At 43.6% G+C, this 20,932-nt stretch carries 22 protein-coding genes; all 22 read right to left on the bottom strand.

Annotated elements, in window-relative coordinates; genetic code table 11:
• Positions 1–45: 45 nt before the first annotated feature.
• Entirely contained in the window at positions 46–1,050 is a 1,005-nt protein-coding gene (gene nuoH / locus CHI06_RS06175; protein WP_095247553.1) for an NADH-quinone oxidoreductase subunit NuoH, read from the bottom strand.
• Positions 1,050–2,150, bottom strand: coding sequence for an NADH-quinone oxidoreductase subunit D (locus tag CHI06_RS06170; protein WP_095247552.1), 1,101 nt, complete (start codon positions 2,148–2,150; stop codon positions 1,050–1,052). The genes nuoH and CHI06_RS06170 overlap by 1 nt, the downstream gene beginning before the upstream one ends.
• Positions 2,151–2,153: 3 nt before the next feature.
• Positions 2,154–3,644: an NADH-quinone oxidoreductase subunit C gene (locus tag CHI06_RS06165; RefSeq protein WP_095247551.1), complete on the bottom strand. Its 1,491-nt coding sequence runs from the start codon at positions 3,642–3,644 to the stop codon at positions 2,154–2,156.
• Positions 3,645–3,647: 3 nt separating this feature from the next.
• Positions 3,648–4,160 (bottom strand): NuoB/complex I 20 kDa subunit family protein, encoded by a 513-nt coding sequence (locus CHI06_RS06160; protein WP_133369727.1) that lies wholly within the window; start codon positions 4,158–4,160, stop codon positions 3,648–3,650.
• Entirely contained in the window at positions 4,151–4,525 is a 375-nt protein-coding gene (locus tag CHI06_RS06155; RefSeq protein WP_095247549.1) for an NADH-quinone oxidoreductase subunit A, read from the bottom strand. The genes CHI06_RS06160 and CHI06_RS06155 overlap by 10 nt, the downstream gene beginning before the upstream one ends.
• 1,276 nt (positions 4,526–5,801) lie before the next feature.
• A complete protein-coding gene (locus CHI06_RS06150; RefSeq protein ID WP_095247548.1) occupies positions 5,802–6,209 on the bottom strand; it encodes a F0F1 ATP synthase subunit epsilon in 408 nt (135 codons plus the stop codon).
• A 21-nt stretch (positions 6,210–6,230) separates the two neighbouring features.
• Positions 6,231–7,652: a F0F1 ATP synthase subunit beta gene (gene atpD / locus CHI06_RS06145; RefSeq protein WP_095247547.1), complete on the bottom strand. Its 1,422-nt coding sequence runs from the start codon at positions 7,650–7,652 to the stop codon at positions 6,231–6,233.
• A 168-nt stretch (positions 7,653–7,820) separates the two neighbouring features.
• Positions 7,821–8,678, bottom strand: a complete 858-nt coding sequence (gene atpG, locus CHI06_RS06140; protein ID WP_095247546.1) for an ATP synthase F1 subunit gamma — start codon at positions 8,676–8,678, stop codon at positions 7,821–7,823.
• Between the two features lie 117 nt (positions 8,679–8,795).
• A complete protein-coding gene (atpA, locus tag CHI06_RS06135) occupies positions 8,796–10,304 on the bottom strand; it encodes a F0F1 ATP synthase subunit alpha (RefSeq protein ID WP_095247545.1) in 1,509 nt (502 codons plus the stop codon).
• A 26-nt stretch (positions 10,305–10,330) separates the two neighbouring features.
• Entirely contained in the window at positions 10,331–10,867 is a 537-nt protein-coding gene (locus CHI06_RS06130) for a F0F1 ATP synthase subunit delta (protein ID WP_095247544.1), read from the bottom strand.
• A complete protein-coding gene (locus tag CHI06_RS06125; RefSeq protein WP_095247543.1) occupies positions 10,864–11,391 on the bottom strand; it encodes a F0F1 ATP synthase subunit B in 528 nt (175 codons plus the stop codon). The genes CHI06_RS06130 and CHI06_RS06125 overlap by 4 nt, the downstream gene beginning before the upstream one ends.
• 162 nt (positions 11,392–11,553) lie before the next feature.
• Positions 11,554–11,766, bottom strand: a complete 213-nt coding sequence (gene atpE, locus CHI06_RS06120; RefSeq protein WP_053368380.1) for a F0F1 ATP synthase subunit C — start codon at positions 11,764–11,766, stop codon at positions 11,554–11,556.
• A gap of 199 nt (positions 11,767–11,965) precedes the next feature.
• Positions 11,966–12,676 (bottom strand): F0F1 ATP synthase subunit A, encoded by a 711-nt coding sequence (gene atpB / locus CHI06_RS06115; RefSeq protein ID WP_095247542.1) that lies wholly within the window; start codon positions 12,674–12,676, stop codon positions 11,966–11,968.
• Between the two features lie 23 nt (positions 12,677–12,699).
• Positions 12,700–13,074: an ATP synthase subunit I gene (locus tag CHI06_RS06110; RefSeq protein WP_095247541.1), complete on the bottom strand. Its 375-nt coding sequence runs from the start codon at positions 13,072–13,074 to the stop codon at positions 12,700–12,702.
• 7 nt (positions 13,075–13,081) lie between these two features.
• Complete coding sequence (locus CHI06_RS06105; RefSeq protein WP_095247540.1) at positions 13,082–13,303, bottom strand: AtpZ/AtpI family protein; 222 nt, start codon at positions 13,301–13,303, stop codon at positions 13,082–13,084.
• Positions 13,304–13,627: 324 nt separating this feature from the next.
• On the bottom strand, positions 13,628–15,814 hold the full coding sequence (locus CHI06_RS06100; protein ID WP_095247539.1) for a S8 family serine peptidase: 2,187 nt from the start codon (positions 15,812–15,814) through the stop codon (positions 13,628–13,630).
• Positions 15,811–16,827 (bottom strand): nuclease-related domain-containing protein, encoded by a 1,017-nt coding sequence (locus CHI06_RS06095; protein ID WP_095247538.1) that lies wholly within the window; start codon positions 16,825–16,827, stop codon positions 15,811–15,813. The genes CHI06_RS06100 and CHI06_RS06095 overlap by 4 nt, the downstream gene beginning before the upstream one ends.
• Positions 16,828–17,144: 317 nt before the next feature.
• Complete coding sequence (upp, locus tag CHI06_RS06090) at positions 17,145–17,774, bottom strand: uracil phosphoribosyltransferase (protein ID WP_095247537.1); 630 nt, start codon at positions 17,772–17,774, stop codon at positions 17,145–17,147.
• Positions 17,775–17,891: 117 nt separating this feature from the next.
• Positions 17,892–19,133: a serine hydroxymethyltransferase gene (glyA, locus tag CHI06_RS06085; protein ID WP_095247536.1), complete on the bottom strand. Its 1,242-nt coding sequence runs from the start codon at positions 19,131–19,133 to the stop codon at positions 17,892–17,894.
• A 198-nt stretch (positions 19,134–19,331) separates the two neighbouring features.
• Positions 19,332–19,898, bottom strand: coding sequence for a TIGR01440 family protein (locus CHI06_RS06080; RefSeq protein WP_095247535.1), 567 nt, complete (start codon positions 19,896–19,898; stop codon positions 19,332–19,334).
• 10 nt (positions 19,899–19,908) lie between these two features.
• Positions 19,909–20,349, bottom strand: a complete 441-nt coding sequence (gene rpiB / locus CHI06_RS06075; protein ID WP_095247534.1) for a ribose 5-phosphate isomerase B — start codon at positions 20,347–20,349, stop codon at positions 19,909–19,911.
• Between the two features lie 78 nt (positions 20,350–20,427).
• Positions 20,428–20,862 (bottom strand): low molecular weight protein arginine phosphatase, encoded by a 435-nt coding sequence (locus tag CHI06_RS06070; protein ID WP_095247533.1) that lies wholly within the window; start codon positions 20,860–20,862, stop codon positions 20,428–20,430.
• Between the last annotated feature and the right edge of the window lie 70 nt (positions 20,863–20,932).

The following is a 20,932-nucleotide window of genomic DNA, read 5'->3' as shown; positions in this document are numbered from 1 at the left end:
TTCTAAAATCAACAGTATCCTTTAACACAGCATTTTCAAATAGCCTTAGAAAAATAGTGTTTTGATTAAGGCTGTTAAGAATATGTTTGCTAATGCGACTGGGAATAGCACTTTCCACGCAAATTCCATTAATCGGTCGATTCTAAAGCGTGGTAGTGTGGCCCGCAGCCACATGTATACAAAGACAACGACGCTGAATTTGAGTGCAAACCATACGGCGCCAGGGATAAATCCTAAGATATCCAGCGGTGGCAGCCATCCGCCTAAGAAGATGACGGTGATTAGTGATGACATCGCAAACATGTACACGTATTCTGTGAGCATGAAGAATGCCCAGCGGAATCCTGAGTACTCAACAAAGTATCCGGCAACCAGTTCGTTCTCTGATTCAGGAAGGTCAAAGGGTGTCCGGTTTAATTCTGCAATGGATGCGATGAAAAACACGATAAAAGCGATTGGCTGATAAAGTATGAACCAGCCATGCTCCTGCTGTACAACGATATCCGTTAAATTCAAGCTTCCCGTTAATAGGATGACACCTAAAACGGACATAACAAGCGGAATTTCGTAGGAGATCATCTGTGCGCCTGCACGCATGCCTCCTAGGAGCGCATATTTATTGTTGGATGCCCAGCCGCCGAGAACCATTCCGAATATAGTCATTCCGGAAACAGCAATATAATAGAGCAAGCCAACCCCGATATCAGCAAATTGAAATTTGTCTGTAAACGGGATGGTCGCGAGGACCATAAAGGCTGGAGTAAAGGCAATGATTGGCGCAATGATAAATAACGGCCTGTCGGCTGCCTTTGGAATAACGTCTTCTTTTAGTAAGAGTTTAAGAACGTCTGCTACGGTTTGCAATAATCCCCACTTACCGCCCAGCTGGTTTGGGCCGTGACGGGCCTGCATGTATCCTAAAACCTTTCGCTCTGCTAATATCGCATAAGTTACGAAACCTAAGACTACTAATAGTAAGACAACTGCGAGTAAAAAGAAGATTCCAAAGTTCATCAAGCCAGGACTTGATTGGAGCAACTCTTCTACCATTAGCCGTCCACCTCCCCAAGGACAATGTCAACTGCCCCTAAAATCGCAATCAAGTTTGCAATGTTTTCGCCTACTAATAATTTAGGGAGAATTTGCAGATTATAGAATGAAGGTCTTCTAAACTTCAAGCGATACGGTTCTTTTTTACCGTCACTTGAGATATAGCAGCCGATTTCCCCACGTGGAGATTCAATTCTTACAAATGCTTCCCCTTTTGGTGCTTTGATGATTTTTGGCACTTTGGCCATTATTTCACCTTCAGCAGGGAATTGTTCACATGCCTGCTCAAGGATTTTCAAGGATTCTTCGATTTCTTCAAGGCGCACATGGTAACGTGCTAGGCAATCTCCTTCGTCCCTTGTGACAATGTTAAAGTCAAAACGGTCATAGATTGAATATGGTTCATCTTTACGAAGGTCCCATTTGACGCCGGTACTGCGAAGGTTTGGACCGCTGAGTGAATAGTTGATGGCCTCTTCTTTTGAATAAACGCCAACCCCTTTTACACGGTCTAAAAAGATTTCATTTCCAGATACAAGGTCATGGTAGCCTTTCAGCTGTTCGCGCAAATAAGGAACAAATTCTCTTACCCCGTCAACCCAGCCTTCTGGAGCGTCCCACTTTACCCCGCCAACACGCATATAATTAAAGGTCAAGCGTGCACCTGATAATTCGTTAAGCATATTGATGATCATTTCACGGTCACGGAACGCATAGATGAACGGACTTGTCGCCCCAAGGTCGAGGATGTATGTTCCCCAAGCAACCAGGTGGCTCGCGATACGCCCTAATTCCATCGCCATTACCCGCAAAAAGTCAGCACGTTCAGGAATTTGGATTCCCATCATCGTTTCGACGGCATGACAGATGACATAGTTATTCGTCATTGCGGACAAATAGTCCATCCGGTCGGTGTAAGGGATAATCTGGGTATATTGCAGGTCCTCGGCCAGCTTTTCTGTTCCGCGGTGTAAATAACCGATGACAGGGGTTGCCTCAGTAATGATTTCCCCATCGATTTTGACGACAAGCCGGAATACTCCGTGCGTACTAGGATGCTGAGGACCGACGTTAAGCAGCATTTCTTCTGTTCTGATCATTGGCTATACCTCCACATCATACGGTTCATAATCTTTACGCAGTGGATGGCCAACCCAATCTTCTCCTAGCATAATCCGATGTAAATTCGGATGTCCGGTAAACTTAATTCCTAGTAAATCATAAGCTTCGCATTCAGGCCAGTTGGCTCCTGCCCAAATTGGCTGCAAGGACTCGATTGTTGGTTCATCGCGGTCAATCTTCACTTTTAACGCCACGGATTGGCGATTTTTGTATGAGAATAAGTGAACATACACTTCCATATGTGTAACAAAATCTGTTCCATGCAGCTCAGATAGATAATCGAACCCTAGGAGCTCATTATATTTTAAAAATTGAGCTACCTTGAAATATGTATCTTTCTTCGCAACAAGTGTCGGAACGTCTTTAGATAATTTATTAATATAAGAATCTTCTAAAACATCAGAGCCTAAGTTTTCTTCAATAACCTTCCTGTACTTGTCTAAGAAAGGCTGATTTGGTGATGGCTGCTCGGCCGTATCGGCAGGCGATACGTCGCCGCCTTTTGCTGCGCCTGCTGCTTTGGCCTTTGCTGCTGCCGCTGCTTTTGCTTTCGCTACTGCTGCCGCTTTCGCTTTGGCTTTTTCATCATCGCTGCCCGCCGCAGTGTCTGCGTCACCGGTACCAGCTGCCTTCGCTTTTGCCGCTGCCGCTGCCTTTGCTTTCGCCGCCGCCGCTGCTTTCGCCTTTGCTGCCGCTGCCGCCTTCGCCTTAGCGTCATCTCCTGCTGGTTCAACAGCCGGTGCACCTTCACCTGCAAGCTCCATCGCCTTACGTTTCGCTGCTGCAGCCGCTTTTGCTTTTGCTACCGCAGCTGCCTTTTTCTTCGCAAGGTCATCACCATCATCGATCGTCGTTTCAGCTGCTGGTGTTTCTTCGGCTGGTGCTGATTCTCCCGCTAACTCCATCGCTTTACGCTTGGCCGCTGCCGCCGCTTTAGCCTTCGCTACCGCTGCTGCCTTCTTCTTAGCAAGATCGTCTCCATCATCGCTCGTTTCAGCTGCTACTGGCGCTTCGGGTGCTGGAGTTTCTTCAGCCGGTGCATTACCTGCCGCTAGCTCCATCGCTTTACGCTTCGCTGCTGCAGCTGCTTTGGCTTTCGCTACCGCTGCTGCTTTCTTCTTAGCAAGGTCGTCTCCGTCTTCGCTTGTTTCAGCGGAAGCAGGTGTCGTTTCAACCGGAGCAGGAGCTTCTTCCTCTACAATACCTTCGCGCTTCTTCTTTGCTAGTGCAGCCGCTTTAGCCTTCTCTGCTGCCGCTGCCTTTTTCTTCGCAAGATCGGCACCATCTTCAGCAGGCGTTCCCGCTGTTTGAGCCGGCTGTGTGTCCTGACTAAGCGCTTGTTCAGAAGGTTTGTCCTCCTGCTTTGGAGCACCTTCCCCGGCTTCCTTCGCTTGACGCTTCGCTAACGCTGCCGCCTTCGCTTTCTCAGCCGCTTCTCTTTTTAATTGATCGAGATCCTTTTCCCCGCTCATCGGTTAGATCACCTTCTTCCCAGTCTTCGCTTCATAGCGAATCTTTTCCTTTAATTTATTTATTCCATAAATTAATGCGGCCGGGTTTGGCGGACATCCAGGGATATAAACATCAACAGGGACGATTTGATCGACACCCTTCACAACGGCATAAGACTTCACATACGGTCCACCTGCAGTTGCACAAGATCCCATCGCAATAACCCATTTCGGCTCTGGCATTTGATCATACAAACGGCGAACAATCGGCGCCATCTTCTTCGTAACCGTACCAGACACAATCATGCAATCCGATTGCCTTGGCGACGTACGGAAGATGGTCCCAAACCGGTCAAGGTCATAGTTAGCCCCACCCGTACCCATCATTTCAATCGCACAACAAGCCAGACCAAAAGTCATCGGCCACAAAGAATTGCTTCGTGCCCAAGCCTTAATTTGCTCCAGCGTCGCAAAAAACACATTTCGTTCTAACTCTTTCATTTCCTGTGGTGAAAGGTCATCTAGTTTTAAGTCCATCGTAGCACCTTCTTCTTCCAAGCGTAGATTAAGCCAATTAACAGCATAATTACGAAAATTAACATCTCAATTAACGCAAAAATCCCCAGCTTATCATAGGCAACCGCCCATGGATATAAAAACACAGTCTCTACATCAAAAATAACAAACATAAGGGCAAAAATATAATAGCGGACATTGAACTGTACACGGGAATCGTGAAATGGATCAATACCGCTCTCATAAGTGGTATACTTCTCGACACTCGGCTTATGAGGACGCAAAAACTTACCCAAAAATAAAGCCACCAACGGCAGCAGCACCCCAAGACAGAGGAACACAAAAACTATCAGATAATTATTCTGATATAAATTCAAAAGTTCCAAGTCCATCCCTCCAATGTTGAAAATTTTCATACAAATGAAACTTGTAACCGATAACATTATAGCATTGTTACAAACCTGTGTCGACAACACCACCCCATTAAAATTGGAAATTCTATCGCCGCAAAACTGCCCAATCCAAGCGATTGTGAGCTCGCTCGCAAAATCGCCTTGGATTGGGCAGTTTTGCAAAGCTTCAGCGATAGCTGAAGCGCAGCGGTACGTTAGCACATGGCGATAGAATTTCCAATTTTGTTCGCAGCCTGGTTTTGCGACACAAGGGCCCCACCCCCCTGAGCGTTTGCGTGATCTCGCAGAAAAGGCTCCCTGAAGTCACTTCAGAGATGACGCAAGAGCGAATTGTAAAACCTTGCACTTCATGCACGTGATCTGCAGCGTAGCGAAAGATGACGTGCCTAGTAGTTGGCTCGCAAGAGCCACAAGTTGTTCCCTATATCGACATTTAACAACAAAAATTCACTATTGTCAGTGAGAATTGTCATAAAAACTTCACCAAAAAGTACGCATCTATACAAAAAGAAAAACAAAACATACTAAATCCCAGCATACATGTACAACCCATCACCACCATCATATTCACAATAAACCAAATCATTCAGTAATTTCTATTAAAAAGTAATAAATATCATCAACACCCTACTAAATTCCTATAAATGCCAGTCAGAAGACGGACTAAGTTCCTCCCCACCCCACTTACCTGATATTTCCCTCCTTCACCTGCATAAACCATTTGTTTACCTGCCTAAATAATCCCACCACCCTACAAACACTTAAAAAGCCAGTCGGAAGACTGGCCATCGTCATTTTCTCCATAAAAAACAATCAAAACCCCCTTCCCCATTTCAAATCCCCCCCAAAATTTCCTCCTCCCTACCTCTTACCTGCCATTCTCCCTCCTCCACCTGCCTAATTCACACCCCTACCTGCATTTTTCTTTCCTTCACCTGCATAAACCATTTGTTTACCTGCCTAATTAATCCCACCACGTATAAACACTAAAAAAGCCAGTCGAAAGATTGGCCCCTAAGTATTTATCTTGGAATTCACCACGGTTTGGGCAAACTTCCTCGATTTATCCATAAACCATATCCAAACAATATGACCATATTTCAGAAAACCCCAACCTAAGTGCCGATATAAAAAATACTCGTGACAAATCCACCCGTTTACGTCCCAAACACTCAAACTCGCCCAACCAACCCAAACACCAAAAAACCCCTACTAGTCCGTCGACCAGCAGGGGTTTGATTCATAACTATTATTGTTTTCCTGTAACCGTCAGACGGTTAATGGCACGCTGCAGGGCTAATTCAGCACGACGGAAGTCGATGTCTTCCACTTTCTGCTCTTTCATACGCTGCTCGGCACGTTCTTTCGCTCTTAGTGCACGTTCAACGTCGATATCCTCTGCTTTTTCAGCGGCTTGGGCTAGGATTGTTACTTTATCAGGACGGACTTCTAGGAAGCCACCGCTCACCGCAATAAGATCCTGCTCCTTGCCATTCTTCTTCATGCGGACTACCCCAATTGCTAAAGGAGCAACCATTGGAATATGTCCAGGTAAAATACCTAATTCACCACTTTGAGCCTTCGTAATAACCATTTCCACATCTGACTCATACACCGGGCCATTCGGAGTAACAACACTGACTTCAATCGTCTTCATTTTTTACCCTCCTGACAGGCCTTAGGCCTCTACACCCATGCGTTTTGCATTTTCCACTACGTCTTCAATACGTCCAACTAAGCGGAATGCGTCTTCTGGAAGGTGGTCATACTTACCTTCAAGGACTTCTTTGAAACCACGAACCGTTTCCTTTACAGGTACATAAGATCCTGGCTGGCCAGTAAACTGTTCAGCAACGTGGAAGTTCTGTGATAAGAAGTTTTGTACACGACGTGCACGAAGTACCACTAACTTATCATCATCAGAAAGCTCATCCATACCAAGGATCGCAATGATATCTTGTAATTCACGGTAACGTTGTAAAGTTGATTGAACTTGGCGCGCTACATTGTAATGCTCTTCGCCAACGATTTCAGGTGACAATGCACGAGAAGTCGAAGCAAGTGGATCCACCGCAGGGTAGATACCCATTTCAGATAGCTTACGCTCAAGGTTTGTAGTCGCATCTAAGTGAGCGAATGTTGTAGCCGGAGCCGGATCCGTATAGTCATCGGCTGGTACGTAAATCGCTTGGATTGATGTTACAGAACCTTTATTTGTTGAAGTAATACGTTCCTGTAAACGACCCATTTCAGTAGCAAGCGTTGGCTGGTAACCTACGGCAGAAGGCATACGGCCTAATAGCGCCGACACTTCCGAACCTGCTTGCGTGAAACGGAAAATGTTATCCATGAAGAAAAGAACGTCCTGTCCTTGCTCATCACGGAAATATTCAGCCATTGTCAAACCAGTCAAGGCAACACGCATACGTGCTCCTGGCGGCTCGTTCATTTGTCCGAATACCATCGCCGTTTGCTTGATAACGCCTGAATCCGTCATTTCATGATAAAGGTCATTACCTTCACGTGTACGCTCACCAACACCAGCGAATACAGAAATACCGCTGTGCTCTTGCGCGATGTTATTGATTAATTCCTGGATAAGTACAGTTTTACCTACACCGGCACCACCGAATAGACCGATCTTACCACCCTTAATATAAGGAGCAAGTAAGTCTACTACTTTAATACCCGTTTCAAGAATTTCTACTTCAGTAGAAAGATTTTCAAACGTTGGAGCTTCACGGTGAATCGAATCACGGCGCTCACTCGCTGGAATTTCCTCGTTAAGGTCAATTACTTCACCTAATACGTTAAATACACGGCCAAGAGTTACGTTCCCAACAGGTACAGAAATAGCTGCTCCTGTATCAACAACATCCATTCCACGCATTACACCATCAGTGGAAGCCATTGCAATCGTACGAACCGTATCATCACCTAAATGAAGGGCTACTTCAAGAGTTAAGTTAATATCAACTTCTGATTGATTCTGCGCTTTGAATTCAATACGCAAAGCGTTATAAATCTCAGGAAGCTGACCGTTTTCAAACTTAACGTCAATAACCGGACCCAAAATCTGAAGAACGCGTCCTTTATTCATTATTTTCCCTCCTATCTTACTTTTTCACAAACCCCTTTTTTAAAAAGGAACCTGTGAATCACACTTAACACGTTATAGTCCTGATATGTAATCGGGAACGATGAACTCATTCCCGCCCAGCAGAACTTATTAAGGACCCTGAATGGGGTTCATTTTAAAATGTAGATTCTACTCTAATGCAGCCGCTCCACCGACGATTTCCGCAATTTCTTGCGTAATCGCTGCTTGACGAGCACGATTGTAGATAAGTGAATAATTTTTGATCATTTCTTTTGCATTATCAGTAGCATTTCTCATCGCAGTCATCCGGGCCGCATGCTCACTTGCTTTGCTGTCTAAAAGAGCGCCATAAATTAAGCTCTCAGCATACTGAGGCAAGAGAACGTCCAAAATTTCTTCTGCAGATGGCTCAAATTCATAAGAAGTAAGCTTTGAAGTAGTTGAAATATCCGTTAACGGAAGCAGCTTCTTCTCCATTACCTCTTGCGTAATTGCGCTTTTATAATGAGTATAGAATAAGTAAAGTTCATCGAAGGTTCCATCGGAGAACATACCTACCGTACTACTGGTAATATCTTTAACGCTTTCGAAGTTCGGCTGATCCGATACTCCAACAATTTCAAGATCGACATTAATGCCGCGCTTAACAAAAAAGTCACGCGCTACACGACCGATTGCAATGATCGAGTATTCATCTTTCGACTTGTGACGTTTTTCGATTGTTTGGTACACACGTCGAATCACGTTACTGTTAAAAGCACCAGCCAGACCACGGTCAGAAGTCATAACAATATAACCCGTTTTCTTAACAGGTCGAGATTGAAGCATAGGATGATTAATCCCTTTACTGCCCATTGCGACTGCCACTGTAACTTCCTGGATTTTTTCCATGTAAGGGACAAATGCTTTTGCATTCATAACTCCACGGTTCCATTTAGCTGCGGAAGTCATCTCCATTGCTTTGGTAATCTGACTCATCTTTTTTGTAGAATTAATACTATTTTTTATATCGCGTAATGATGCCATAGGTTCTCACCACCCTCATTCAAAGAATGTGTTTGGGGGTTAAACAGTGGTGACAGGCACGGTTTTGGGTGCCTGTTTCCACTGTTTAAACACCCATTTTCAATTGTCAGACCCTACTTATTCGGAAACTGCGAACGTCTTTTTGAAGGCGTTTAGTGCAGCAGCCATATCGTCATCAGAAGGAAGATCCTTCGTATTTTTAATATGGTCTAACAAGTCTTTGCGATTGTGGTCTAACCAATTAAGGTATTCTGATTCGAAACGACGGATATCTTCTAATGGAATATCATCCAAGAATCCGCGTGTTAATGCATAAAGAATGGCTACTTGCTTTTCAACGGAAAGCGGCTTGTGAAGATCTTGTTTTAGAACTTCAACGGTACGTGCACCACGGTTAAGCTTCGCTTGCGTTGCTTTATCAAGGTCAGAGCCGAACTGTGCAAATGCTTCTAATTCACGGTATGAAGCAAGGTCAAGACGCAGTGTACCTGCTACCTTCTTCATCGCCTTGATTTGCGCGGATCCTCCTACACGAGAAACGGAAAGACCTGCGTTGATCGCTGGACGTACACCGGAGAAGAATAGATCTGATTGTAAGAAAATTTGTCCATCTGTGATGGAGATAACGTTAGTTGGAATATAAGCAGAAACGTCCCCTGCTTGTGTTTCGATAAATGGCAACGCAGTGATTGAACCAGCACCAAGTGTGTCGTTCAATTTAGCTGCACGCTCAAGTAAACGGGAGTGCAAGTAGAATACATCCCCTGGATATGCTTCACGACCTGGAGGACGACGAAGTAATAGGGAAAGTTCACGATATGCAGCCGCTTGTTTTGATAAATCATCATATACGATTAAAACGTGCTTGCCGTTGTACATGAATTCTTCTGCCATTGAAACGCCCGCATAAGGAGCTAAGAATAGCAATGGAGCTGGTTGAGACGCAGATGCAGTAACAACGATTGTGTAATCTAATGCTCCAAATTTACGAAGGGATTCAACTGCACCACGTACTGTTGATTCCTTTTGACCTATAGCAACGTAGATACAGATCATGTTTTGACCTTTTTGGTTTATGATTGTATCAATTGCAACAGATGTTTTACCTGTTTGACGGTCTCCGATAATTAACTCACGTTGACCACGGCCGATTGGCACAAGCGCGTCAATCGCTTTAATACCTGTTTGTAATGGCTCATGAACGGATTTACGAGCCATAACGCCTGAAGCAACTGCTTCAACAGGGCGAGTTTTTGTAGTATTGATTGGACCCATACCATCAACTGGTTGTCCTAAAGAGTTAACAACACGACCAATTAGTTCCTCACCTACTGGAACCTCCATGATGCGTCCTGTACGTCGAACCTCGTCACCTTCTTTAATTTCAGTGAAAGGTCCAAGAATGATAATACCAACGTTATTGGCTTCAAGGTTTTGAGCCATACCCATAACGCCGTTTGAAAATTCAACAAGTTCTCCAGCCATGACATTGTCGAGGCCATGAACACGTGCGATACCATCACCTACGGAGATAACAGTACCAACATCACTCACTTGAATTTCAGCCTGATAGTTTTCAATTTGCTTTTTTATCAGGGCACTAATTTCTTCAGCTTTGATGCTCATGAGTTTCACCCCTATTCTTTCGAATCTTAGCTTAACAATTTACGTTCTAAACGGTCTAGCTTCCCGCGCAAAGAACCGTCGTATATACGGTTTCCGATTCGGAGCTTAACGCCGCCGAGCAATTCGGAATCCACGATATTTTCAATTCTAAGTGATTTCTTGCCAACCTTTGCTCCAAATGTTGCAGAGATTGCTTCACGTTCTGCTTCTGAAAGCTCCCGTGTGCTATAAACTTCAGCATCGGCAATTCCCTTTTCTTCATTTGCTAGTTCAAAGAATTGGTTTGCTACTTCAATGATTTCGTCTTCGCGATGGCGATCAATCAAAATCATTAGTGTATTCAGTACATATGGATTAACAGATGTAAAAGCAGCTGTTAAAATCTCTTTTTTCTTATTAATAGGAAGCTTAGAAGACTTTAAGACGGCTTTTAAATCGGTGTTGTAAGCAAAAACTTCCTTTACTACACGAAGTTCTTCTTCTACTACTCCAAGAAGCTGCTGTTCTTTTGCGATTTGAAAAAGAGCCAACGCGTAGCGTTTAGCTACCATGGAGTTGCTCATCGCTTATCTCCTGCCTCTTGAATATATTCGTTAATCAGTTTATCTTGGTCTGCTGCATTCAATTCTTTTTCAATAACTTTTGAAGCAATTAATACAGACAAGGAAGCAACTTGTTCACGAATAGCGGCAACCGCTTTTTCTTTCTGCTGCTCGATTTCAAGCTTAGCAGATTCTTTAATACGATCAGCTTCTGTGCGTGCAACAGCAATGATTTCATCACGCTGAATATCGCCCTGCTTTTTCGCACTTTCAATTAAAACTTGCGCTTCTGAACGAGCTTCTTTTAAAAGAGAACGTTGCTCTTCTAATAGTTTCTTTGCTTCGACACGACTTTGTTCAGCCGCTGAAATTTCACCAGCAACATGCTCTTCACGCTGTTTCATGATGCCCATTAATGGGCCCCAAGCGAATATTTTAAGCAATACCATTAAGATGATGAACATAACAAGCTGGAAAATAATATCTCCCCAGTTCACACCAGTATGGGCTGCTGCAGCTCCTAATACAAAACTATTTGTTAACACCCGCGGTTCACTCCTTTCAAGGTCTTTCCTTAAAACAACCTATATATCAGTCGAAATAATTGTCGAAATCAATCGTTAATGAACATTAATGAACATAAACGAATGGCGAAGGTTCTCACGAATGATCTTCGCCATTTATATGAACACTTTTGAAGCGTTCGATTATTGACCTTGAACCATGAACGCGATAACAACCGCGATAATTGGAATCGCCTCAACTAACGCAACCCCGATGAACATTGTAGTTTGAAGCATACCACGAGCTTCTGGTTGACGAGCGATACCTTCTACTGTTTTTGATACGATAAGACCGTTACCGATACCAGCACCTAGTGCTGCTAAACCAATTGCGATTGCTGCTGCTAAAAGACCCATTTGAAAATTTCCTCCTTTAATGTATAAAAAAATGAATTCTTATTTTTTGTTCATATTTGTCCAGCTCCAGCGCCTAGTGGCTCGGGGTCATAAGCCAATCTGTCAATAAGGTTAAAGAGCAACCTTCTTGCCAGCTCGTCTTATGCCTGTCGCCCCTGGACAAGGCGCTTCCGCTTTTCTTGAAATGAACAGGTTTATCTTAATGGTCGCTGCTCACTTTATGAGCTAAGTACACCATTGTTAACATACAGAAAATAAATGATTGGATGGCGCCGACAAAGAGTGAGAAGCCTTGCCATACAAGCATTGGCAGTGCTGCGGCGATTGTTCCGCCCACACCGGTTGCTAAACCAGCTGCGAGTAAGCTTAATAAAATTTCCCCCGCATAAATGTTTCCGTAAAGTCGGAGACCGAGAGTCAGAGTATTTGCAAACTCTTCAATAATTTTAATCGGGAACATAAACCAGAATGGTTTAAAGAATTCCTTTCCATATGCTCCGGCACCTTTCATCTTGACACCGTAGAAGTGAGATAATCCCACTATCAATGTGGCTAGCGTCAACGTTACAGCCGGATCTGCTGTTGGTGATTTCCACCAAAGAACTCCGTCTACCGTAATTGAGAATGGCAGCCCCAGCATATTCGAAACAAAGATATACATGATGATGGTGATTCCGAGAATATGAAATCGTCCGCCATCTTTCCAATCCATCGTACTGTTTATAATGTTTTTAACAAAATCCATGACCCATTCCATAAAGTTTTGCATTCCGGTCGGTTTCATGGCCAGCTTTCGAGTAGATAGGACGGCTAACAAAAAGACAATTGCACTTGCTATTGTAATCATCAAAATGTTTGCCAGATTAAATTGGAGCCCAAGAAACGTAACTATTGGAGCTTCGTGATGCAACAGTATTCACCTCGCTTCCCCCGCTATTTATCTGAATAGAAATTGTGGATAAAAAAATCTATCATAATGACAATGTAGGATGTCATTAATCCTATAACCACACTAATGAGGTGAAATTGCTCAGGATACCTCAAAGTGATGACAATCGCTAGAGCTGCGGTTGCCATTCGTGAAAAAGATCCAAGCGAACGAATTTGTCTTCCTTCAGTTGCTGCTTGACCAAATTTGTCGATTTTTCGAGCCATCAACCACAAATTAAAGAGGCTCAAACTTGTCCCAAGAATCAATCCAAGAAAGATTGATTGATGCGCAGTGAACCCCCAACCAAGCACATAAAAAGACAATATGAAAAACATCCACTTTCGCTGTCGGACAAACATTGTTTGAAATTCTGGCATGGTTGGTTTAATCTCCTGAATTGAACTTGCGAATTGTAACAAGCATCGAGTAAATACCGGCCGCTAAACCAATAAACAATCCAACTATTAAGAAAATTGGTTCTGTACCCCACTGCTTATCCAGCCATCTGCCTGCAAAAATACCGATAAGAATGGATCCCACAAGAGCTGCAAGAATAGCGGACATTAGGGCATATGCTTTGAACGGATTGCGGTTTTCATTACGCATACTATCGCATCCTCACCTTTAGAGAATACAATCAAAAAACGAGGTTATGTACAAAAAGAAGATATGTAGAATTTCTGAGGATTCTGTCGATTTATGTGAAAACCCTCTCATTTTACATCCTTTGTTAGCATACAATAGCGATTCTGCAAAGTCAATGGATTTACGTGAAATTACGTACATTCTATTCTGAGTAATTTCTTCCATTTGGAAGTTTTAGTTAACACTATAATTGTAGTGTAATTCGCCGGTAGTTTCATGTTGAAAATGTGACCATTTTGTGAACAAATTGACCAGGAGTGGCGGATCACACCACCCCAGTCTAATTTATCTTACTGCAGATCCAATGACGAGCATGGTTTCAATAAAATCTTCTCTCCCTGCCTTTTTGGCAAACACCTTGGCAAGATAGGTTCCTTCAGGCGGGAGGTTCTCCGCCGTAATCACCTTGCTGACCAATCCTTTCTTTACATTCTGATTGCTGTCTAAAAAGCCAACGAAGCGGAAATCATCCGGATTGAAAAGCGCGATTCCAAATTCCTCTGCCCCACCCGGCAGGTAGACCTCATAACGATACGTTCCCTGCTGGTCGCCATCCTTAAAATCAAATCCCATTACCCTCGGGTAATTCGGTTCCTCAAGTACATAAATATAGGGAATTTGAATGGAATTAGCTCCAGCTTGAATGGTTAAATAACCATCATGGATCTTCCCCTTTAACTCTATAGGATTCACTTTTAGTTCAAGCTTAGCGTCTCGGGTTTCTCCTGGTTGCAGTGTAAAAGCCAGTGGGAAGTGCCATTCTAGACCATCTGCACGCTTGGGTATGTCGAAGGTATAGCGCACCGGGTTCTCACTCTGATTTTCAACATGCAAAAATGCTTTGTGCGTATCCCCTTCACTCTCAAATTTCCCAAATCGGAGTGAACTTGGACTGACAAGTGAGGTGGCTTTTACCGCTTCATTAACCTGAATTCTTCCTGCCCCCTGCTCGTAAGTGCGGTAAGGTTTACCGTTTTTCACTAACGGTTTGGCAGTATTCATCAGGGCAGCCTTAATTTGATCTGGGGTCCACTCTGGATGTGCCTGTTTAATGAGCGCGCACGCCCCCGCCACATGTGGTGCTGCCATACTCGTTCCCTGGAGAGAAAGATAACCCCCGGGAATCGTCGAGTTAATCGCTACCCCTGGTGCAACAATATCCGGCTTGACCTCCCAAGTGTCCGTAACCGGCCCCCTCGAGCTAAAGTCGGCGAGCAGATCCTTTTCCTCTGTCACATCGATTCTCGCTAAGGTATTGGTTTTGTTTTTTAAAACCTCCCCCTCTTTCTTTGTGATGGAACCGACCGGTATATCGACCTGAGTTTCCAGATTCCCCATAAACCCGCCGCTCAAGTTATTGTAAATAATAACCGCCTTCGCCCCAGCCTCCCGGGCGTTCTTTGCTTTTTCTGTAAAGGTTAATTTCCCTCTTTTAATAAGAACTATACTTCCCATTACGTCCTTTAATTCTGCCTTCGTACCGAGCCCGCCATCTACAATCGGAAGGGAGCGGTCAATTGCCCAATTACTCGAGCCCGCCAGTGGCTGAATCTTGATTTTATCTCGGATTCCTTCTATTAGAATGTGAGGGACTTCTAAGGTAGGCGTCGAAGCTCCAACCGATATCGCCTTTGAAGCTGTTCCCGGTGAACCAACAGTCCAGATATTCGGACCCGAATTACCCGATGCTGCGATGGCAACAATCCCTTTATCCACCGCTCTATTCAGAGCAAGGGAGATGGGCAGGTCCGGACCGTTAATATCATTGCCAAGCGAAAGATTCATGATATCGACTTTGTCTTTTATTGCCTGCTCAATTGCGGCAAGCACATTCTCAGTCGTCCCCCCGCCACCTGGACCTAGGGCACGGTAAGCGACAATTTTCGCCTCCGGTGCGACTCCCTTTAGCTTTCCATTTGCGGCAATAATTCCAGCCACATGGGTGCCATGAACCGTCGCCCTTCCCAGCGTTTTTGTTTCCATTGGATCAGCATCATTATCAACGAGATCTCGTCCGCCCGCAAAATTCCTTCTCAGGTCAGGATGTGTGTAATCTACACCCGTATCGATGACCCCGACTGTGATTCCTTTCCCAGTCAACCGGCGGTTTTTTTTATCAAAAAGGCCGCGAATCTCTTCACCGCCAATAATCTTGACGCTTTCCTCCGCCTGCACCTTGTACTGATTCACCGGGGAAACACTTATAATTTGTTTGCTGGCCTCCGCCAATTTCTCTATTGATTCCGGATTCCCTTCTACGGAAAAACCATAAATTGCCTCCTGGAAAACATGGCGCAGGTGAATGTCTTTATAGGGTTTTATAAGTTGTTCGATGTCCTGTGGGGATTGCGGTTCTTCAAGAACCACAATGGCAACCCGTTCTTTCGGTATCGGTGGTGTCTCAAGTGAACGGGCAGATGTAGCGGTTTGGAGGGAAAAAACGAGTACGAATAAAAGTGTCCATTTTTTCATATAAAAAATCCCCCTTTTTTCATAGAGTTTTCATCGTGAGGGGAAAATATGCAGTTTTTCGAAAGATAGTATTTGGTGCCGCGTTTTTGGCCGGTGGAGGAGAGATTTAGAGCAAGCAGCAAGTATCTAGCTTTTATTGGGGAATCAATCTTTAGAAATTCAGCAAACTGCTTCCTAGTAATGGTTGGACCGTAGAGAAGGAAATAATCACTTACAGCTGGTATGTGTGCGGTTTTGGAGGTTTCTTTGCATGTGTCACACCGCCATGATGCTGAAATATACTCCATTGGGTAACATTTGCATTTACTATTCGTACACTGTACACCCGGTATCAAATCAGTTTGGGATAAATTGTATTTTTGAAGAATGTCTGGAATGCAGATATGATGAGCTTTTAAGAGGGTCTCGGATAAGTGAGTCAGAGTATTTTTTGTAATGCGGGGCTTTTGATACTTTTCTTCCAAATTTCTTATCTTATCAAGCAGCGATTCAGCATAGATAATTTTTTGAAAAATTTGTTGGTTATCAGGGGTTGTTTCTATAATAGTAGACGTTTTACTAATTACTACTAGGTGCTCCATCGGTATCCCCTTAAATTGGTGAAACTTCAACCAATTATTAAATTGAAGGTGGTGCCTTTTCACCTGCTGTATAGGGTTATCCATCCCTTCTTCTAGGTTATTTAATTCCCTAATCATAAGGTCCGAGCCCTTTTCAAACTTTAACTTACCGGAAATATTTTTTACTTCGATGATTAATACAAATTTGGAAGATATCAGCAGCACGTCCATCTGGAAGGCTAATTTATCCATTAAACGCAATCCATGAAAAATGTAATATTCGTTTTCTGGTAAAAACGATAGATGGTACGCTACATTCAGTTCTCCATAATACCCTTTCAGCCATGATCGTAGATCCTTTTCTACAGTCGACCTTATTGGGTGCCCTTTTGGCATCCTTCTTAATAAAGCTATGCATTGTTCAGCCTGAACTGGGAGTTTTAATTCTAACATGATCAACGAAATCCCCTCTTTTTTTGAATTAAGAGGGTAATTCTCTACTTATAATGGGTAATCCTGCTTAAAAATTAAGGAGATACGGTGAACTTATTGGGGGTATTTTTGGGAAAATAGGTTCGGGAAAAGTTATGGACCTTTTTTGGGGTGTTTTGGACTTTTTTTAATGGGTTTTGGACTATTTTCTTTCAGTTATGGACCTTTTTCAAAGGGTTTTGGACTATTAGCCAATATCTGTAAATAAAATACCTATTTAGGTAAACAAACAAACCAAAAAACCGAGCAGAAAATTGTTCTGCTCAGCTCTAAAAACCTTATTTCGTTCCGAACAACCGATCCCCAGCATCCCCTAGCCCAGGTACGATGTATCCATGATCATTCAACTTCTCATCTAAAGCAGCGATATAAATATCAACGTCCGGGTGTGCAGCCTTAACCGCTTCAACGCCTTCTGGTGCTGCAATCAGACACATAAACTTGATATGTTTCGCGCCGCGCTTTTTCAAGCTATCAATCGCCACATTGGCTGAACCGCCGGTTGCGAGCATTGGGTCAACGACGATGAATTCACGTTCTTCCACGTCACTTGGTAACTTGATGTAGTATTCCACAGGCATTAATGTTTCTGGGTCGCGGTATAAGCCAATATGACCAACCTTTGCAGCTGGGATTAACTTTAAGACCCCATCAACCATGCCGATTCCAGCACGCAATATCGGAACGATACCGATTTTTTTTCCGGAGAGAACTTTTGATTTTGTCGGGCAGACTGGCGTTTCAATTTCGATATCTTCAAGCGACATATCTCTTGTGATTTCAAATGCCATAAGTGTTGCCACTTCGTCTACCAATTCACGGAACTCCTTCGTTCCTGTGTTTTTATCACGAATGTATGTAAGTTTATGCTGAATAAGTGGATGGTCGAAGACGTATACCTTTGCCACAATGATCGCCCCTTTTATTAAATTTAACTCCGTCTCATTTTACAGAAAAACTATATAGAGAGCAAATAATATCAAAAAAGAAATCGACCCCTTCACAGAGTCGATTTCAAAAGTTGTTTAATATTCAGGATAAAGCGTAAATTTACTTGTTAAAGCACTAACACGATCCGCAGCTTCTTTAAGCTTCGCTTCGTCTTCATGATTTTTCAAGGTAAACGCAATGATTGACGCAATTTCATCCATGTCTTCTAATCCAAAGCCACGGCTAGTAACCGCTGCTGTACCAATACGGATACCGCTCGTTACAAATGGACTTTGAGGATCAAACGGAATCGTATTTTTGTTAACGGTAATCCCTACTTCATCAAGGACCTTTTCAGCAACTTTACCTGTTAAACCGAGTGTCTGCATGTCTAAAAGCAGCAAGTGATTGTCCGTACCACCAGAAACCAGCTTGATACCTTCGTTTTGTAAGCCTTCCGCTAAACGCTTTGCGTTAGCAATGATCTGACCTGCATACTCCTTAAAGCTCTCCTGCAGCACCTCACCAAAAGCAACAGCTTTCGCAGAAATAACATGCATTAACGGTCCACCTTGGATACCAGGGAAGATCGACTTGTCGATTTTCTTGCCAAATTCCTCTTTGCAGAGAATCATCCCGCCACGTGGTCCACGTAGAGTTTTATGAGTAGTCGTTGTAACAAAATCAGCGTATGGTACTGGATTTTGGTGAAGGCCAGCTGCCACAAGTCCAGCAATATGAGCCATATCAACCATTAAATAAGCGCCCACTTCATCCGCAATTTCACGGAATTTAGCGAAATCTATCGCACGAGGATACGCACTTGCACCAGCAACAATCATCTTTGGCTTATGTTCGCGTGCTTTTGCTAGGACATCATCATAATTAATGAGATGTGTTGTTTCATCCACACCGTACTCAACGAACTTATATTGAACACCACTGAAATTAACCGGGCTGCCGTGTGTTAAATGACCACCGTGTGAAAGGTTCATACCAAGAACGGTGTCGCCTTGGTCAAGGACCGTAAAGTAAACAGCCATATTCGCCTGTGCACCAGAGTGTGGCTGTACGTTTACGTACTCCGCTCCAAAAATCTCCTTCGCGCGCTCGCGGGCAAGGTCTTCGACTATGTCCACGTATTCGCAGCCGCCATAATAACGGCGACCTGGGTAGCCTTCTGCATATTTGTTGGTTAACACAGATCCCTGTGCTTCCATCACCGCTTCACTAACAAAGTTTTCTGAGGCAATTAATTCGATTTTTCCGCGCTGGCGTCCTAATTCTTGTTGAATCGCTTCAAATACCTGCTTGTCCTGATTAGACAAATGCTTCATGGTAATCCCCCCTGTATGTATAAACCTGAATCAACTTTTTGAAAATTCCCTCTATATAATAGCACGTTTCTCTCTAAAAGAGAAATGAAGATTCGTAAAATCTCCATTTCTTTTATTTTACCCTAGTAAAAGGATAAAGAAAATACACTATATACGAACGTTATTGAAATTATACCAAAAATCATACGTGTTTTACAATTACCTACAGCTGGAATTCCCCACTGTCTTTTCATATACCGCTCTAGCCCCGCCAATAAGTTTTGGCCGGGTTCTCGCCAAAGTAACATGTGCATGTCCAACGTTTTTCTGCGTAACTCTGATAGGTACCGCAACATGCTTCAAGTGCATGCCGATAAAAGTATGACCAATATCAATTCCTGCATCCGCCTTCAAAAATTCAACGACACAGGCATCCTCCATTTTTCCAAACGCATATGTAGCCATTGCTCCACCTGCAGTCCGCACTGGCACCACAGATACCTCGTCAAGTCCGCGTTTATCAGCCTCAACTCTTTCAATCACAAGTGCCCTGTTTAAGTGTTCACAGCACTGAAACGCCAACGCAACACCGGAACCTTGCGCAAATCTGCCCAATTGACGAAAAATCATCTCAGCTACATCGATCGTTCCCGATGTTCCAATTTTTTCTCCGATTACTTCACTCGTACTGCAGCCCACAACCACCAGCTGACCCGGCACCAAAGAAGCCTGCGTTTGAAATTCAGTTAAAATGGTTTCAAGCTCTTTTTCCCATACTTGAATCATTGTCCTCAACCTACTTCTGCTCGTATTCGCTGATTTTGCCAACTCGAGTGGCATGGCGGCCGCCTTCAAACTCTTCTGTCAGCCAAATTTGTGCAATATCACGTGCAAGTCCAGGTCCGATTACACGCTCACCCATCGTGAGAATATTGGTGTCATTATGCGCACGTGTTGCCTTTGCACTAAACGTATCGTGCACAAGCGCACAGCGGATACCCTTTACCTTGTTCGCGGCAATACTCATGCCAATTCCTGTTCCGCAAATCAAGATCCCTCTATCAAACTCACCGCTCGCTACCTTCTCAGCAACCGGCAGTGCATAATCTGGATAGTCGACAGAACCCTCACACTCACAGCCGAAATCCTGGTATTCAATCCCGAGCTCATCCATTAAATTGGCGATTTCCTTACGAATATTAACCCCGCCATGATCAGACGCTAATGCCACTTTCATCTAATAACCTCCTATACTAATCCTTCCTTAATATTGACATACCGATAAAAAAATATAAAGCCCTCACCACTGAGAGCTTTACATTTTTTCAATCGCCTTTGTAATCAATTTTTCTAATTCTTGATAGGTTTCCTGATAGATGGCCAAATTGCCGCCAAACGGATCGACTACATCCACATCATAGTCCTCACCCGTAAACTCCTTTAAAGTGAAAACTTTTCTGGCTGCATCAGGGTATTGTTGAAGAATGGCATTTTTATGCGAACCCGTCATCGTTAAAATTAAATCTGCCCATTGTACAGATTCCATATTTAGCATAGTGGAAGAATGGTTATGTTCAATATGATGAGAATCAAGCACCTGTTTGGCGTGAGCAGATGCCTCACTCCCCGTTGCTGCATATATTCCCGCGGACTTCACTTCAAGACCGTCAATCTTTTTACTTTTTAAAATCGCTTCTGCCATCGGGCTTCTGCACGTATTCCCTGTACAAACAAACAAAATGCGCTGCATGCTGCCGAGCCTCCTTTCAAAAAAGACAATAAAGTATATAGGTTTTAACCTTGAGAAATGTCTAGCTCCA

This window comes from Bacillus sp. 7884-1, from assembly GCF_002272245.1.
In the GTDB taxonomy this organism is placed as follows: domain Bacteria; phylum Bacillota; class Bacilli; order Bacillales; family Cytobacillaceae; genus Neobacillus.
The sequence above is the reverse complement of the archived record's forward strand: the minus strand, read 5'-3'. Positions and strand labels throughout refer to the sequence as shown.

What these genes read in the sequence shown, in the direction of transcription:
- CHI06_RS06160 (WP_133369727.1), bottom strand. Translation starts at nt 4,160, where the DNA reads ATGGACTTAAAACTAGATGACCTTTCACCACAGGAAATGAAAGAGTTA.
- CHI06_RS06165 (WP_095247551.1), bottom strand. Translation starts at nt 3,644, where the DNA reads ATGAGCGGGGAAAAGGATCTCGATCAATTAAAAAGAGAAGCGGCTGAG.
- nuoH (WP_095247553.1), bottom strand. Translation starts at nt 1,050, where the DNA reads ATGGTAGAAGAGTTGCTCCAATCAAGTCCTGGCTTGATGAACTTTGGA.
- CHI06_RS06110 (WP_095247541.1), bottom strand. Translation starts at nt 13,074, where the DNA reads ATGCCAGAATTTCAAACAATGTTTGTCCGACAGCGAAAGTGGATGTTT.
- atpA (WP_095247545.1), bottom strand. Translation starts at nt 10,304, where the DNA reads ATGAGCATCAAAGCTGAAGAAATTAGTGCCCTGATAAAAAAGCAAATT.
- CHI06_RS06150 (WP_095247548.1), bottom strand. Translation starts at nt 6,209, where the DNA reads ATGAAGACGATTGAAGTCAGTGTTGTTACTCCGAATGGCCCGGTGTAT.
- atpD (WP_095247547.1), bottom strand. Translation starts at nt 7,652, where the DNA reads ATGAATAAAGGACGCGTTCTTCAGATTTTGGGTCCGGTTATTGACGTT.
- CHI06_RS06070 (WP_095247533.1), bottom strand. Translation starts at nt 20,862, where the DNA reads ATGCAGCGCATTTTGTTTGTTTGTACAGGGAATACGTGCAGAAGCCCG.
- CHI06_RS06080 (WP_095247535.1), bottom strand. Translation starts at nt 19,898, where the DNA reads ATGATTCAAGTATGGGAAAAAGAGCTTGAAACCATTTTAACTGAATTT.
- glyA (WP_095247536.1), bottom strand. Translation starts at nt 19,133, where the DNA reads ATGAAGCATTTGTCTAATCAGGACAAGCAGGTATTTGAAGCGATTCAA.
- CHI06_RS06130 (WP_095247544.1), bottom strand. Translation starts at nt 10,867, where the DNA reads ATGAGCAACTCCATGGTAGCTAAACGCTACGCGTTGGCTCTTTTTCAA.
- CHI06_RS06170 (WP_095247552.1), bottom strand. Translation starts at nt 2,150, where the DNA reads ATGATCAGAACAGAAGAAATGCTGCTTAACGTCGGTCCTCAGCATCCT.
- rpiB (WP_095247534.1), bottom strand. Translation starts at nt 20,349, where the DNA reads ATGAAAGTGGCATTAGCGTCTGATCATGGCGGGGTTAATATTCGTAAG.
- atpE (WP_053368380.1), bottom strand. Translation starts at nt 11,766, where the DNA reads ATGGGTCTTTTAGCAGCAGCAATCGCAATTGGTTTAGCAGCACTAGGT.
- atpG (WP_095247546.1), bottom strand. Translation starts at nt 8,678, where the DNA reads ATGGCATCATTACGCGATATAAAAAATAGTATTAATTCTACAAAAAAG.
- CHI06_RS06095 (WP_095247538.1), bottom strand. Translation starts at nt 16,827, where the DNA reads ATGTTAGAATTAAAACTCCCAGTTCAGGCTGAACAATGCATAGCTTTA.
- CHI06_RS06105 (WP_095247540.1), bottom strand. Translation starts at nt 13,303, where the DNA reads ATGCGTAATGAAAACCGCAATCCGTTCAAAGCATATGCCCTAATGTCC.
- CHI06_RS06100 (WP_095247539.1), bottom strand. Translation starts at nt 15,814, where the DNA reads ATGAAAAAATGGACACTTTTATTCGTACTCGTTTTTTCCCTCCAAACC.